The organism is Mucilaginibacter aquaedulcis, from assembly GCF_030409325.1.
Classification (GTDB): Bacteria; Bacteroidota; Bacteroidia; order Sphingobacteriales; family Sphingobacteriaceae; genus Mucilaginibacter; species Mucilaginibacter aquaedulcis.
Genome location: NZ_JAUFPR010000002.1, coordinates 1,394,083 through 1,410,001 on the forward strand (window position 1 = coordinate 1,394,083; position 15,919 = coordinate 1,410,001).

Consider the following 15,919-nt stretch of genomic DNA (forward strand, 5'->3'; position numbering starts at 1 on the left):
AACTACCTGTACCTGTTGATCAAAAATATAAAAGGAAATGATCAACCTTTAACCTTGCCGAACGTCTCAAGTTCCAGAAATTTCGAATTAAATACGCCTGACGGTATCTTTTTCTGCAACAGGCTATGGAAGTTCTCGTCGTGGGTCGACAAAATGATTTGTTTACCAAAGTTCACTACCAGGCTGCGAATGAGATCTATTGTCGACAAAATATTGATACTATCAAGCGACTGGATTGGGTCGTCGATGAAGATACAATCGATCTGTTCCCCATCGTCATCGCGTGCATTCAGTGCTTTCGCCAAAAAGATGCTTAAGCTAAGGATGTTTGTCTGTGCCGTACTGAAATATAAGTTGGGAATGATGTGTTCATCTTCCGATCCGGTAACGAACACGTTCAATTTCGGCTTATTATCGTTAAAATCGCACTTGAATTTTATTCGTTTATAGTTTGGATGCGGATCTATCTTTTGGTACAACTGATTGATGAGGTCCTCGTAAAAGAAGGATTGGATCTGTTCGTCAATGATAGCAGCTAACCGATTCTTCTCGCTGTAAAGGCGTTCGTTCAATTTTTCAGTTAAGAACGAAAGTCGCTCGTTGACCTTTTCTATCTTGTCCCGACCGGCAGTATAACGGAGTAATGGCATCACGTTGTTCTTAAACCCTTCTATTTTCTCCAGTTCTTCGATCAATACCTTTGTGCGTTCTGCACTTTCCGTGGTGTTGTTCTCGGCTTGGTTCAATAAATCTATTTCGTTCCCGGTCACCTGATCAAATTGCGGCGATAGGTATCTGGAGAGAAAGGTTTCAAACCCATTCACAAATTCGCTGCTCTGACGCAACTGCTCTTCCAAAGTCGTTATATCGGTGCTAAGCTTTAGCTCGTTGTACTCTTTCAACCCTTCAGAAAGTGTACGGATCTCGTCAGATACCTGTTTCTCATCAAGTATGACGGTCTCCAGATCTTTATTGAGCGCTGCCAGCAAGGAGGCGATCTCTTCAGCGCCATAATCAGTATAACCCCTTTTACGGAGGAACTGGTCAACGTTAATGAATTCCTCGGTAAGGCGGAAGGCCCGCATGCCATTCTCGAGGTTCTGGATCGTCTTTCGCCACGATTCTATGAAGGTCTTTTGGTCATCCAATTTCTTCTGCAACTCCGCGATAGCATCCAATTTAGATTTGGATGATTTCTGTTGCTCGCTGAGCTGCTGTTCAAGCAATGCTGAATAATCCGTTATCGTTGCACCGTTGATCTTTACAAACAGGTCTTTCTGTTTCGCAACTGATGATGCCAGACGTGCCTTGATTTGTTCCCTTTGTGCTATCCACTGGCCTTTCTGAAGATTGAGACGGGTGGCATTGTTTTTCAAAGCAGCGAGTTCCTTATTCAATATATCCAGTATTGCCCTCTTCGCTTCGCTAATGCCGTTGACCTTAGCGGATATAGCAGTGTTCAATTCGTTTTTTGCGACTATCTTTTCCTGTACAGCATCATTGAGTAATGGATTCTTCAATATCCGCTCGAAAAGTATTTCAAAACTTTCGTATTGGTGCAGACAGACTGGGCAAGTATTGGTGTTGCTTTTATTGACGAATGCTGAGGAAAGGACAACAAGTTGTTTAAGCTCATTATTGAGGTCTGTCTGACTGGCGATCTCTTCTTCTATCTGCTTCAGGTCAGCATTCAATTTTTTGAGATCTTCCTCAAGTGTTTTGATCCCCGAAAGTCGTTGGGCGATCTCAGATGCATGATCGGCCCTGGCCTCGAAATCATTTTTCGAGATCAGGTCAAGAAAGGTGGAGCTCTTCCTTTGCTGTTCAGTATTTGCCTGAGTCTCCTTATCGTTAGTATCTATATTCTGAACGAGTGTTTTTAGCTGTTCGTTAATCTGTTCGATCTCAACTGTCAACTCGTTGATCGAACGCTCAATGTTTGGGAGGTCAGATTGGCGCTGCGTAAGATCGAACAGAGTAGCGTTGATCGCCTTTAACTCCGCCTGCGCATTGGTCAGTAGCGTATTGATCCGGGTAAGTTCGTTCTCGGCGTCCAAAACTTTGCGCTTTTGGCTGTCCATCTCCACTGATTGCTCGCTGATCCTTTGGGTGCTGTTCAGGTAAAGTGGAAATTGTCTTGATATGTCTTCTCCTTCTTTATGATCTGCGGCGGTCTGGTTAAGCAATATCACGATATGCGCAAGCCGATTCTTTGCTTTGCTAAGTTCCTGGAACCGTGCTTGCGCTGCCTTCAGTACCTTTAACCTTTCCTCATCGCTGTTCTTCTTTTTCCGGAGCATACCGTATTCATCCTTTTTGAGTTGCTGCTCCCGGATCTGATCAAGATCGGTTGTGGTCGAGGCGAGATGATTTTGCAACTCTACTACCCTTTCTGCGATCGTATCTGAAAATTGAAGGAAATCGGTCTCGGAGAATTCGGGCGTAATTTTCTCTATCACTTCGCCTTGTTTGATTAGTTCAGCTATACGAAGGTTGATCTTTTCAAGTACCTGGTCGTCCACATCTTTTGGAAGTTCGAGCTCAAGCTTTTCTACTTCTTTACGAAGCAGTTCGATCTCGTTCTCATTGACCTTTATCAGGCAGAGGATATTCGTATAGATCCTGTTCAGGTCAGCGTCTCCGAAAAGCTTCATGAACTTATCGTAACGTTCACCGGGATCATCCTCACGCAAAAATGCATCGATATTGTCCTGCGTCAGGATGACATCACGAAATTTGATCGCCTCCGTTATCTTTTCATCGAAATGATAATCAGAGCTGTCTATCCTTCCCTTTTTTAGGGAGCGGAATTTTGGCAGAGGTTGATTGAGTAAATGAAGTCGCACGAAACTCTCACGGTCGGCGGGACTATTTTTATTGCGCAGGATAAATTGCGGAGACTTTTTGTTAGCTAACTCATAATTGAGGTGCTTTTCATCACTTGCATAACTTTTGATGCGGTTTTGCCTGATGAAACGGTAGATATTATTGGTGACGCCCCATTCGACGGCATCGTAAAAAGATGTCTTTCCAAATCCGTTCGGCGCGTACAGCGATACAAAGTCGGCCGTCTTCCCATCGGGCAACGTAAAGTCGAAAGTACAATCTTTTAATTCGTCATAGGCCCTGAAGGCCTGTATCTCAACTTTGCTGATCTTCATTTTTAATGTTCTGAGCTATCTGTGAAAGGATCTGTTCTGATTCAGTTATAGACTGTTTGCCGGGTCTGAGGGCCATATCTTTGATCAGGTCCCAGATCGCCGAATCAGTACTGGCATCAAGCGAAAGCGTGATCTTTTTTGTTTCTTTCGGCTTGTAAATAATATCAACATTCGTTATGTGTTCATTGATGATATCGTTGATGCCGATATCTGAGATCTCTTCATCGTAGTTATCCAATACGATCTTTCTGCTGGAAAACCGATCGTTCTCGATCTTGTACTTCAGGGCTAGTGAAATCTCTGACCTGCATATGTGGAACATGTATATATTCCACATATCGAAATCTTCAGTCAGCTCTGCCTGGTACAGCCCGGCAACATTTCCGGATACATTGTTCCATGTCTTTTCAAGCTGCTTTTCTTCTTCAAAATAAAAGACAAAAACGCTGACATTCCCTTTGTATTCGATCAGCTTGAAGGTGACGAACTCGTTTGGATAACGTTCCCGGAAGAATTTCGTAATATCATGGTTATGCGAAGATAGCATTGAATTCAGTTTTAAGTTTTTCAAAAAGGTCAGCTTCGTTCAGCGCAGAGAAATTAAAGTATTCGTCTTCTTTATCGATGATCCCCATACGCTGAAAGGCATATAAATGCATCAGTTTGAAATTCTGCAGTGGGTGTGTGAGGCCGATGTCGATCTGCATCTGTTTTTTCGTCACCGGGTTCGCATTGATGATGTTTGGGATCATTTTATTGGCAATCACCCATTTTACTGGCGGCGCCTGAGTGGCAACGATCACCTTTGCGTTCGCAGCCATTCCATAAAAGTTCGATCGGAATATTTTTGGTAATTCGTCCGTCCAGTCACCATCTGTATCCGAATAGATCAGGCGAAACTCATTAAAAAGACTTTCGATGTTTTGATCGCTGATCTGTTCTTCCTTAATAATTCGGAGGATCACCAGGAACTCCAGCCATGCGATCCAAAGGCCACGGCTGCCGAGGACTGTCTCAACTTCCTCGTACACCAGCAGTTTATCGGTAAAAAAGTCCCTGATCACCGTCGGAGTGAGCTTATTTTCGATAATCTCTTCAGTGATATCTTGCAAGAATGCTCGGGTAAAATCCATTTGCGCTCCGCCATAGCATCCTTCTAACTTCAACGCATAACTTTTTAAGGTTGAAAAACAAAGAAGGTGCTCAGATATCAATGGCACAAGGTTTTCGTGCTTTGTTATGATCTCGTCAAAGAACGCCAAGGGCATGATGTCGACGTTATTCAACATCTCATCATCATCGTCAGTGGCCATTTTGGACTGAATCCCCACAAGATAGTGTTGTCCGTTAGCAGAATGGAAGATACCACCTCCTGAAAGCCCAACGATCTCGCCGTATGTGGACGGTGTGCTAAGCCTGCATTCAACATAGTTGTATTCCTTTATGTTCCGGGAGGTCAATTTATCCATCCTGAAGCCATAAGTTTTTTTTGAACGGCTATTAGGGAAACCTGCGAGCGTCATTTCCTTTTCGATGGTCAATGGTGTTTCCCACCTCGCAAGAGATTCGATCTGAGGGAAGGTCTCCACCTTTAATATTGCGGCATCTTTGTGAATATTGTCGTTCAGAAACGGGCCGGCCAGTACTTTTATTGGTAATTCCTTTGGGTTCCCATGTTCATCGATGAAACGCTTCTTAACAGTTATATTTTGACCTTCGACCAAGTGTTTCGCGGTCAGTACATACATATAGTCGCCCCCGTAAACTTTGAAAATGCAACCACTTCCCCCACAGACGATCAGCGAAAAATCAATATAGTCGTGTTTCATTCTTCTTCAATAACAATTCCGTCCAGGGCGCTGTCTGTCCTGAACCCTATAAATTTACGATCCTCTGCTGTAAAGATATCGTCGATACGGTTTGGATAGTTGAACCTGATCAGCGGGTTCGTTTTACTTTTCAGGATCTTGGCAAGGCCTTTTTTGTCCGGATGGCCATGTTTATTGCCGTTTGTGGTCACCACGAACTGGTCGGTATCTATCATTTCCAAAAGCTCCAGGCTGATATTGCGGTTACTACCATGATGGCTGAGCTTAACGACCTCAGCCGGAATTGGGTGTTCCTGGTCATATTCAAATATCTTAAATCCGTTGATCAGCGTTTCAGCATGGGCATCAGCAAGGAAAATGTAGTTTTTTTCGTCGTACACCCAAATGAAAGCGATCGAACTGCCGTTATGTATGCTTCCGTCGGGATCTGAGACCAAGGCAGTGAGGTAGTATGCTAAACTTTGGTCGTAGTCAGTTGCTACTGAGGTCATCGAATCAGATGCTTCTCTAAACCATTTGTCGTGCAAGGCCTTCAGCCCATCTTTGGATGGTGATAATATCTTGAAAGTTGAGCCCTTGAAGTTTAGGCATTGCCCTTGTGTTATTATGCCTTCGTCCCATATTTTGGCTTCGCGGATAACTTTCTCAAAGGTAACGCCCTGATTTATCCCTGTGTCCGTCGTATCCTGTGGCACTAATGACAATTCTGGAATTTTAATCTCCGGCTCTTTCAGATAGCCGGCGATGATCTTCCCGCTATTAAACCAAACTTTGCCGATCAGGCCAGTTGCACCCTGGTCAATTTCGAACCATTTAAGGATACCTCCTACATGATCGTCGTCGATGTGAGTCAGGATCAAAAGGTCGACCTTTTCTTTGCGTTCTCTAATGGCTTCGACGAGTAATTTAAGTGAACCGCTTATGATAGTATTCTTTTTTCCTTTAGTTTGGTAGGTCTGTTTTGTCCCGCCATCGATCAGGATGTTGACAGCGACATTCTGGTGAACGTAATTTATGCAGATTGCATCTCCATTGTACGCTGGTAAAAAATTAATACGCATTGTAATAAGCCAAGGTGGTTGTAAATATAGTTTTTTGATATTAATTGTCAAACAAATTCATTTCTGCCGCTATGCAGTAACGTTTTCATTCAATGTAGTTACAAATTCCAAACTGCTGGCGGAAACTCATTGGTCAAACGGGTACGGAACACCATAATCAAGCATAACAGATTACCTAGTTTGACTTTTAATATTGTCTTAACTATAACTTGAACTGTGTCTCCGCCATTAGCCAACTCCGCAAGCTACCAAAACTACTGATTCAAGAAATATAGATTTTTACCTTTTTTTATTGGCAAATATCTATACTTATTTTATTCCCCCCCGCCATTTGGCTTGATCCCATTAGGCTCAAATCCGGTTATAGCAGCTCGGGCCGATACTGTTTGGTGATCTTATCCGCGAGGATAATGCCGTCTTCGATGGCGTTTTCCATTCCATAATTAAAATGCAACGATGCTATCCTACCTGTAATGTAAAGGTTTCTAAACCCGAGCATCTGATCAAATAGTTTAGTCCGGCTATCCTCAAGATTTAAATCGGGAATTTGGAATGCATCTGCAACCTTCTTTACGGCATAATCGATTATGCTTAAATTGATGAACAAATTCGTTTTTTTAATTTCCTGCTCCAAAAAACGCATTAAATCATCATCGCTGTAATCCCATATCAGGTCAGTTTTATCGCACCATATTTCAACCAAAAGTATGTTGAAGATATCCGGCTCGTCAGGCCTAAATTCGTTGAAATTGGTTACCCTTGTGATCTTGATCAGATCTGAATAGATATAAATACATTGCCCTTTGGCGGCATTTTCAAATTGTACTTTTAAATATACCAGGATGTCACTTCTGAAGTTCATTGCTGCGCTTGGCATAATAGGGAGACCTTCCTGCGTTTTTAATAGGCCAATTAGCGATAGAACCGGGATAGTGCAAATAATAAGGTCATATTCCTTGGTACCCCCGTCTGCCAAAATCAATTGAGTTATGCTGTCTCCAGATCCACTACATACCAATTTATTTATGGACACGCCTAAATAAAACTTTCCGCCTTGTAACTCGGCCTGGCATTTTAATGCCTTCCACAGATCGGAGAAGCCATTAGTGGGGTAAATGTAATTTGCCGGCTCTTTTTTGAGTTGAAACCGCTGAGTTAACTTGCGTGCAATTAAACGTACCGGTGATGAAAAATCATTAAATCCTAAAAGTGCTTTGGCAAAAACATCTGATAACTGGTCACCGTTTAGTGACCATAACTTTATACAAAAACTTTCAAAAAAATTTTTGTATAGAAATTCGCCCAGATGTTTTTTAACAAATATGCCTGCGGTACCATTGTCAGGCGTTGGGACAGAGAAAACTTGTTTTAGCATACCAGCTGTAGCTGCTAATAATTGTTTAGTGCTAAGTTTTTTGATAAGATCTGCCGGGCCCGGAGGGTAACTAAAAAGCTTATTTAAACTATGAATAAATGTTCGGCGCTGATAGGGCCTGTATTTGCCTTCAAGTGCTGTTAATACCAATTCCTTAACGTTAGCCTTATTACCGATATCTAAAAAATGAGGTCCTATTTCGACGTTCCTATCCCATAATCTGATCGATTTGGCGAAACCACCAACTTCTTTAGCCGTATCATAAACATCAACAACAAAGCCGCTTTTTGTAAGCTGATGGGCAGCGGTCAGCCCAGCGGGCCCTGCACCCAAAACTGCAATTTTTATTGGGTTTCTACTCATTATGATTGATTAAACATGGGATTGAATTTGGATCCGAATCACCGAAATAATTAAGGTTTATTGACGGCATTTATAGATTGCAGTAATATCGCCAAATCTAATTTAAGCGAGACGGAGCGCAGGTAAAACAAATCGTATTTTAATTTCATACGTTCCTCATCCAATGTGGTAGTATATCCCTGCCTAACCTGAGCAAGTCCCGTTATGCCAGGCCGTATCTGGTGCCGATTATTATAAAGGGGGATGTTTTGCAAATAGTAATCGTAAAAATTAACAGGTACAGGGCGTGGGCCAATCAAACTCATATCGCCCATCAGTACATTATACAATTGTGGTAACTCATCCAAGCGGTACTTCCGTATAAATTTGCCGCTACGGGTAACCCGGTCATCTGCCTTTGAGGTAAGGTAGGAGGAGTCCGCATCCATATACATGCTTCTTAATTTATATATCTTAAAAAGTTTGCCGTTTTTACCTGGGCGGAATTGATTAAAAAGCACGGATCCTGCAGAATCGAATTTGATCCAGATAGATAAAAGCAGGAACAATACAATTAAAAAAGGAGAAAACAAAAAGATTAAAAGTAACTCTATAATTCTGCGAAAAACGAGGTATGCCGTGTTTACTTTATTTTGTGAACCGTTCATCGCCTTTAACCGATTTGTTCTTCAGTAAGTACAGCCTGTAACGAAGTAAACTCAAAGTCCTGCAAAAGCCGTTCAATTTTACCGAAGGTTGAAGCAAGATTTGTATAATGTCTGATCGCCTTTAAGAAAGGCAATTTTACACGTGGCATCTCCGGGTCTATCTCCCAGGGGTGGATATAAAAAATGTAGGCCCTTCCTGATTTTACTACATTGTTAACTAATTGCTTATATAAAAAATAAGGTAAAAAACGCAGGTACGCGCCACCGCTGCAAGGTATATTTTTGTTAAATAACACTGCACATGACAGGGGAACTTCCATTAACCCGCTTTGTGGCGAATAAATGGTTAGGGGTGCATCGCCGATGCCATAATCAGGATGTATGTTAGTTGGGTATACCGATGAATCATATGCAAAACCAAGTTTTTTAAGTATATCAAAGGCCCATTTTGTTGAATTTACAATCGTAAATGCAGGGGCACGATAGCCTGCTGGTTTAATGCCGCAGGCGCGCTCTATGGCATTAACCGACTTTACTAAATCTTCTTCAAAAAAACAGGGAGTTATACCAGTTAATAGTTTGTGTGAATACCCGTGAGATGCTATTTCGTGTCCATCAACAGCAATTCTCTGTATCAGTTCCGGGTAGCGATCTGCCACCCACCCCAAAACAAAGAAAGTTGCTTTGCAATCGTACTTTTTTAATAATTCCAACAGGCGTAGAGTAGGCATTGTAACACGCCCTTCCAGATTATCCCAGTCTTCATATTTAATTTCGCTTATTAGGTTATGGGAGCAAAACCAATCCTCTAAATCAATAGTAAAAGCATTCTTCATATTTGATAAACAGGATAACTTTTTGCATACAATTCGTTTATTATCTCATTTACAGATGTTTGCCATGAGATAACGGGTGACCAACCTGTTAATGCCCGGATCTTTTCTATACTGGGCTGCCTACTGTAAATTTCAATTTTGCCAATCCTCTCCGGCGGTAACTTTGTATATAATATCTCCGATTTACTATTGCTTGTCTTAATAATATAACTGGCGAGTTCTTTAATAGTTGTAGTTATATTTTGACCGATGTTATATACATCGCCCCATGCTTTGGGTTCCTGAATTAATGCCGTTACCGCGGTTAAAAAATCTTTAATGTTACAGAACCCGCGTGTTTGTAAACCATCGCCGTACAATGTCAATGGGTTGCCTGATAGAGCTGCCTCTATAAATGTGGGTACCACCATACCGAATTCTTTACGCTGCTCCTGGCCAATGACGTTAAAGAGCCTGGCTATGATTACCGGGACACCTTTCAGATTATTATAATTAAGGCAACTTACCTCATTGGCCATCTTTGATATCACATAGGCGCTGCGCCCTTCGTTAGTGGTGTAAGCACTCAAAGGGTCTGTTTCCGCAAAAGGAACGCCCTTGGATTGCCCGTAAACTTCAGATGTGCTTGCGAAAAAGACTTTACATTTTTTTTTGTGTGCAACGTCTAACACGGCTGTCGTACTATCCAAGTTGTTTGTGAAGGTATGATGCGAATCGGCGAAAACTTTTTTTACGCCTACAGTAGCCGCTAAATGAAATATGATATCGCCTTCTGCCGCCTTATCACTCCATGATGCTTGATCTTGTACACAACAGGTTATCGTGGTTAATTGGGGGTGATCTTTAACAGCGCTTAAATTATCAGCCGAGCCAGTAGAAAAATTATCAATGGCAATTATTTCGTAATTAAGTTTTAATAATTCTTTTGTAAGGTTTGAACCGATAAATCCGGCCGCGCCGGTAATAATCATTTTCATAAACGGGGAACATATAATGCATCGAAGATACACTAAGAATTTACAATATAATTAATTTGGGCAGTATAATAAACAAAAAAATATCCCCCGAGATAATGCTGCGAATTTGTTGCTTTAATTCAGCCTCATCACTAACACCTATCGCAAAGGCTTCTACGAACCTGGCAACGGTTTTTAAATTTCCTTATGTATTGATAACCAACACTTTTAAAGCCTTAGAAAGTTGAGACACTCAGCTCTCAAATGGATGATTTGAATCGCTTTGGCAATTACAGCTCAACTGTTTCTAAACTGGCGTAAATAGTATTTTCGTTTATTAGTAATAACTTGTTAAATATTTAATATCGGCACCTCGGCTAAAAACAGGGCGGCCTTCCTTTCTCTGAGATACTTCCTGAAATATTCATTGTAACAGCTGTCGGCAAACTTAAGATGGAAACTACAAAAGTTAAACTGGAAGATATAGCCAGGCTTTGGGAATTCGACACCGTTGGTGAACAGCGCTGGTTAAAGAAAAAAGAGAACACCTGAAATATCCGATTGCTCCGGGTATTTTAGGTGTTCAATTAAAATATAGATGCAGTGATAAAATGATTTAACAGTTACCGACTGTAACTGTTAAATCATTTTATAGATTACTCTGGAAAGACTTCCTCCAAAATTAAACCGGCAATCCAAACCGGCTGGTCGCTGTATCTGAAATTCACGCCGACTTTCGGTGTCTGCTGGTTATTAATTACAGCATAGCCTAAGTCCGGGTCTCCGGCAATGTAAGCGGATGTCACTGTTTTAAGAGATGTAAGGGAAATGCTATTTCCCGGTAAATTCGCAGAAAAATAATTTGTTTCCTGCCAGTTTTTATAGTAAACCGACCGCGTGCCAGTATTATATTCATTAACCGTTAAAAGCAGCCTAACGTTGTACTCTTTAAGCGGATCAAGATTTTGGAAAATAGCCAGTGAGGTTGAATTACCATAGGTTTGGTTAGCGATGCCGACACCAATGTCATTGACAACCGACGGAAAATAGTCATCGTTTACGTTCAGCATGTTTGATTCCGAATAACCATTAGTAGACACAACCCCTTGCTGATAAGGCATCAAAAATTCAATGTTGGTAGTTACATTATCTCGGTCTTTCAACGCAACCGTATACGCCTGTTGATCTATAGGGGTATTGCTTCCATTCGGATTTATGATAACGTCATTCCATCCGCTGCCCGCTAAATGCAGCTGATCAGTCAGATTAATCTGAATTTGCTTGGACAATAAGGTCGTGTTATTTTTATTGTTAATAACAGAAAAATTTTGCAGGTCTAAGAGTTTGGTGCCTACAAAAGACTGGATGCTGGCTTTTGTAGCGTCATAGCTCAGCGTTAATGATGGGCTGGTTGCTGAGAGAATAGAATGATCTAAATACAGATATATTACACTTTTGTCTACCTCATCAATTACGCACTTCAATACATTATAGGAAAAAGATCCGTTTGATTGTGAAGAACCGGCTGTAATAGTTTCAATAATACTGAATCCAGCTACCTGGCCCGCAGGATTCGCCATTTGATTATTGAATTTCAACTTAATCCGATCGCCCGAATAGTTGGTTTTAGCACTTTGTAATACAGGAGGATCCAGATTAACTGTTTGTGTTGTTTCTCCCGGCGAAAAAGCAAATTCGGAGTATCCAAAATCTTTTTTGGTCCTTATCTTATAATAATAAGTTGTATCAGCTGTTAAACCGAAATCAGTATAGCTTCTGGAGGTGGAAGGCGGGCTTGCTAAATACTGGTAAGTTCCATTTGATGTTAATGACCTGTATATTTCAAAATTATCTATTTTACTTTGTTCCGCTGCCGACAAATTCCACTTCAACGTAATACCATTGCTGGTAACTTCCGCGGCGGAGAAATTATCCGGAGATGCCAAAGTACTCAGTGTGGTGATGCCGATAGTATCTGATAATTCAGAGGTAAAAGCCCCTAATTGGAAACCGATTTTAAAGAAGTAGTTCTCACCCTGCGACAAGTTGGTCAATACGTATTCGCCGTTGTCAATATACTCACTTACCACCTGTTCAAAACCTCCGTCAGGAGTGTTACTTTGATAAATTTTGGTAAGATTACCTCCAATGTTCCTATCAATCCACGCTAATTTAATGGTATTATAGGATATCGCTTCGACTTCTACTTTTTGCGGGTCTATCAATCTTGGCACACCTATATTTATTGTTTTAAAAATGCGCGGACATTCTGTTATTTCAACATTAACAAATTTTCCGTTGCTATCCGATGCAGCCTGAACAAGACTGCTGAGCGGAGTGCTGTCTTTGCGGAATTCAGCATCTTCGAAATGAGTAACCGTGATAGTATTTTCTGATGGAGTTATTCGTAAAGTAGCTTGTAATGTTTGAAAAGATGTTGAATCCAGCCATGCAATTAATAAAGTATCTGTATCGCTTTTTTTGTAAGCCGCAACCCATAACCGCGGATCACTTTCGACAAATGTAATTTCATTAACTAACCTCTCCCCCTTTTTGATAACTAAGTGAGAAAACTGATATCCATCCGTCACATTGATAAACGACGTGACATAATAAAAGGAAGGCAGTGGATATCGGGTAAGGTTAGAGGCGACATCGATACCATCAACATAACCGGAAGTTATGAACGGTGCAGTATTGTAATAGTTGGCAGATCCATCGGTATCAATGTGTACAACTACCTGTGTGTTGGCATACCAATACTGATTAAATACGTCAATTTCCATCCATTGGCCAATGATAAAGGAGCGAATCAGCCAAAAGCTTTTGTGCCGTTGGCGTGTAGGTAAATCGCGGTAGTTCGGCGAATAAACTCCACCGTAGTGTTCATCGTAGCCATATTCTGACAGAAAGAACTCACACTTCTGTAATTGCCTGTTTCTGAAATCAATGAATTTTTGAATAGTAGGCATGTAATCTCCCTGCTCCGGCGGGATACCATGTGCATCGCCTGAACCTGTTCCCCCGGCTTGCGAACCTCCCGTTGAGTTATAGTAGTGAACACTGATAAAATCAATAGGATAATCCCCATAACCTCTGTTGGTGTCCCACCAGAGCATCATGATCTTAATATAACCTATATTATCAGAAATAGCCAAACCGGCATTACCCATTTTCATCGTAGGATCAGCGGCGCGGAACCCATAGCCTGCACCCATCTGTCCTTTATGACCATCGTAAATAGCCGACATGATAGCGGCCATTTCAGTTGCCGAATGATATCCGTTTGCTCCGGTCCAATACGCATCTTTTTCATTACCAAACTCTACATACTCCAGCAAATCAAGTCCTACCGCAAATGGCTCATCGGCTTCATATTGCACATAGTTCAGATCTACTTCCTTATTACGACCATATCTTGCAGCCACATTATAGGCAAGCCGGGCATAATGGGTGTAGCTAAACGGAGACGTCGTCACATTCAAATCCATAGGATTCAGCCCAGGATCTACCGGTTTCGCCAAGCCGGCCGATGCGTAACCGGTATCTCTCAAATATAAAGGTGAATTATTTAAGGTAAATAACACTTTCTGATTCCTGGACTTATATTCAGTCAGTTCAGTATCCCAGTTCCAAACGTGAGAGGACGCAAACACAAAACGGACCTCATCGGCTGTTTTATTGTAACCCTGCCCCTGCGCGTGCCAATTCCCGTTTTGCCGAAATATCCAATCCGATTCTACGTAACATCTAAAAAATCCTGACACCTGGCGTGTCATATCCGGATCTTCCTGCACGAAGCCGTTGGTACCCAAGTATTGTTCGAATGTGCGGACAGGAACAGTTTTCTTATATTTAATTCCGGAAACTGTTCCACGCTGAGCCCGCTTACCATAAAATAGCAATCCTTTAATAGAGTATTGCTTGGTTCTGAAAGCCAGCTGCACGTACCTGATATTGGAGGAATATAAGGAATTTACGGATAGCTTTGTCCAAACTCCGTGAGCAATTGAAGTACTTAACGAAGTAACCGTATTCCAAAATACACCATTGTTTGATGTGTTAATATCACATTCACCATTGGCTTCGAGCCAGACATAGATATAATCAATATCCCATTGCGCCTCGAGATCGATCAGTAAGTCCCACGATGGCCGGTTATATTGCGGCATATCACCCACACCGAAATTGATAATGCCGAACCCTACGGTAGGCGGGCTGCCTTCAGGTATACCAGCATTATCAACAATACCTGTCAGATCGGCTAAATGATATTCGTACATTTTTTGTCCGGTATCCGGATCTTTATCAATTACTAATGCATTGCCAAATATCGCATCTGGATTTAAGGGAATAATTGCTGACGCCGAAGCTGAAACCACGTCATTAGCTGGTGTGGTGAATGAAATAATGTTAGAAGCAAGAGAACTCTTCAACTTACTGTTAATTATTGTTTCGGCTACTACCGTTACATAGTATTTATGATTGGGAAGAAGCCCGGTTATCACAATCTGTTCTGGTGACCCGGGAGCCTGCGGAACCATGTTTTGCCTGAACCGTGGCAGGTCATTAATACTGTAGTTAATATCGATTGCGCTTTCAGAATAATAAACTACATATCTTGTTGCTGGTTCAGCAGGGTCTGCGGGATTTCCCATCGGTGCAGACCACTTAATTTTAGCACCGTTGCTATCAACAATATAAAGTGACAAATCGGTAATCTTTTGCGGATTGAGAAACGCTATAGCCGGAGTGAGTATTGTAGAACTCCAGAATATACCTGTGTCATCTACATAATATTCCAGAAGCGTTGTTGTATTGGGTGCCGTCTCGATCACCACCTTACCAAAATTATTTTCCGGTAACAACACTTGATGTCCGCCAACGCTGTCCTGAACAACAAGCAGCTTCCCGACTTCGCCTTTGGTTGGAGTACTTACAATCAGAGTGGTATCTTTGGTTAACTTGATTTTATTTAATTTTGACATGAGCTTTTAAGATTTTTTAATTTATATTCCGTCTTCGATCCGTGCATTTCCATCGGCATCCGGAACGATATAGGTAAAAGAAGGATTGTCACCACCTGATGGGGGCGTAGTGCTGCCGGTTGTGGTCATAATGATTTCACTAGTCCAAACTGTCTGATCGGGCAAATTATACCAGGCAAGTTTAGCGATGGTTCCGGTGCTGGTATTCATCATGTCTGTAAGCCCCACGTTCTTATCCGCCAGTTGAATCTGATTTTGTCCGGGTGACTGATTATGAACAATTAATATCCCGTAACGGCCAGGAGTTTTATCTCCTACGTCAAGCAATATGCTTGTAGTCGCCACAACGTTTTCAATACCACCGGAAACAAGCAATCTTCCGGTAAGGTCAGGCTGAATGACTTTGAAGTCATATTGGGTCAAACCCTGTTCAAAACGATCCCTTAACAATTTGATTAATAGCCGCAAGCCGCTTCCTGTCGTCTTTGGGTTGTTTTCACTGTCTGGTACGATGGATTTGATTATTCCATCAATAAAACCATCTGTAATAGGAGGAATATTTGCCATATTTTAATTTTTTATAGAGTATAAGATTGGTTTTTAATAGATACAGGAACCGTACAACACGGTAACATTTGTCCATAATCCTGGCTGTGTTAACTTTAACAAGTCAATTGATAAGCCCGCCACGAGCGTGATTAAA

10 protein-coding genes are annotated in these 15,919 nt (G+C 41.6%); all 10 read right to left on the reverse strand.

Going from position 1 to position 15,919, the window contains the following annotated elements:
* Nucleotides 1–41: 41 nt before the first annotated feature.
* Complete coding sequence (locus QWZ01_RS10265) at nt 42–3,161, reverse strand: hypothetical protein (protein WP_290323224.1); 3,120 nt, start codon at nt 3,159–3,161, stop codon at nt 42–44.
* Complete coding sequence (locus QWZ01_RS10270) at nt 3,142–3,708, reverse strand: ABC-three component system middle component 1 (protein WP_290323225.1); 567 nt, start codon at nt 3,706–3,708, stop codon at nt 3,142–3,144. The genes QWZ01_RS10265 and QWZ01_RS10270 overlap by 20 nt, the downstream gene beginning before the upstream one ends.
* Nucleotides 3,692–4,990 carry an ABC-three component system protein gene (locus QWZ01_RS10275; RefSeq protein WP_290323226.1) on the reverse strand — a complete coding sequence of 433 codons (1,299 nt, stop codon included), beginning with the start codon at nt 4,988–4,990 and terminating at the stop codon, nt 3,692–3,694. Before QWZ01_RS10275 ends, QWZ01_RS10270 begins: the two co-directional genes overlap by 17 nt.
* On the reverse strand, nt 4,987–6,051 hold the full coding sequence (locus QWZ01_RS10280) for a ComEC/Rec2 family competence protein (RefSeq protein ID WP_290323227.1): 1,065 nt from the start codon (nt 6,049–6,051) through the stop codon (nt 4,987–4,989). Before QWZ01_RS10280 ends, QWZ01_RS10275 begins: the two co-directional genes overlap by 4 nt.
* 361 nt (nt 6,052–6,412) lie before the next feature.
* Nucleotides 6,413–7,789, reverse strand: a complete 1,377-nt coding sequence (locus QWZ01_RS10285; protein WP_290323228.1) for a protoporphyrinogen/coproporphyrinogen oxidase — start codon at nt 7,787–7,789, stop codon at nt 6,413–6,415.
* Nucleotides 7,790–7,839: 50 nt separating this feature from the next.
* A complete protein-coding gene (locus tag QWZ01_RS10290) occupies nt 7,840–8,436 on the reverse strand; it encodes a sugar transferase (RefSeq protein WP_290323229.1) in 597 nt (198 codons plus the stop codon).
* 5 nt (nt 8,437–8,441) lie between these two features.
* Nucleotides 8,442–9,272, reverse strand: coding sequence for an XrtA system polysaccharide deacetylase (locus QWZ01_RS10295; RefSeq protein ID WP_290323230.1), 831 nt, complete (start codon nt 9,270–9,272; stop codon nt 8,442–8,444).
* Nucleotides 9,269–10,249 (reverse strand): NAD-dependent epimerase/dehydratase family protein, encoded by a 981-nt coding sequence (locus QWZ01_RS10300; protein ID WP_290323231.1) that lies wholly within the window; start codon nt 10,247–10,249, stop codon nt 9,269–9,271. Before QWZ01_RS10300 ends, QWZ01_RS10295 begins: the two co-directional genes overlap by 4 nt.
* Before the next feature lie 635 nt (nt 10,250–10,884).
* A complete protein-coding gene (locus tag QWZ01_RS10305) occupies nt 10,885–15,216 on the reverse strand; it encodes a fibronectin type III domain-containing protein (protein WP_290323232.1) in 4,332 nt (1,443 codons plus the stop codon).
* Nucleotides 15,217–15,237: 21 nt separating this feature from the next.
* Entirely contained in the window at nt 15,238–15,783 is a 546-nt protein-coding gene (locus QWZ01_RS10310; protein WP_290323233.1) for a hypothetical protein, read from the reverse strand.
* Nucleotides 15,784–15,919 lie beyond the last annotated feature (136 nt).

Excerpts from the sequence above, each read along its gene's own strand:
- QWZ01_RS10310 (WP_290323233.1), bottom strand. The coding sequence starts at position 15,783 with ATGGCAAATATTCCTCCTATTACAGATGGTTTTATTGATGGAATAATC.
- QWZ01_RS10275 (WP_290323226.1), bottom strand. The coding sequence starts at position 4,990 with ATGAAACACGACTATATTGATTTTTCGCTGATCGTCTGTGGGGGAAGT.
- QWZ01_RS10300 (WP_290323231.1), bottom strand. The coding sequence starts at position 10,249 with ATGAAAATGATTATTACCGGCGCGGCCGGATTTATCGGTTCAAACCTT.
- QWZ01_RS10280 (WP_290323227.1), bottom strand. The coding sequence starts at position 6,051 with ATGCGTATTAATTTTTTACCAGCGTACAATGGAGATGCAATCTGCATA.
- QWZ01_RS10265 (WP_290323224.1), bottom strand. The coding sequence starts at position 3,161 with ATGAAGATCAGCAAAGTTGAGATACAGGCCTTCAGGGCCTATGACGAA.
- QWZ01_RS10270 (WP_290323225.1), bottom strand. The coding sequence starts at position 3,708 with ATGCTATCTTCGCATAACCATGATATTACGAAATTCTTCCGGGAACGT.
- QWZ01_RS10285 (WP_290323228.1), bottom strand. The coding sequence starts at position 7,789 with ATGAGTAGAAACCCAATAAAAATTGCAGTTTTGGGTGCAGGGCCCGCT.
- QWZ01_RS10290 (WP_290323229.1), bottom strand. The coding sequence starts at position 8,436 with ATGAACGGTTCACAAAATAAAGTAAACACGGCATACCTCGTTTTTCGC.
- QWZ01_RS10295 (WP_290323230.1), bottom strand. The coding sequence starts at position 9,272 with ATGAAGAATGCTTTTACTATTGATTTAGAGGATTGGTTTTGCTCCCAT.
- QWZ01_RS10305 (WP_290323232.1), bottom strand. The coding sequence starts at position 15,216 with ATGTCAAAATTAAATAAAATCAAGTTAACCAAAGATACCACTCTGATT.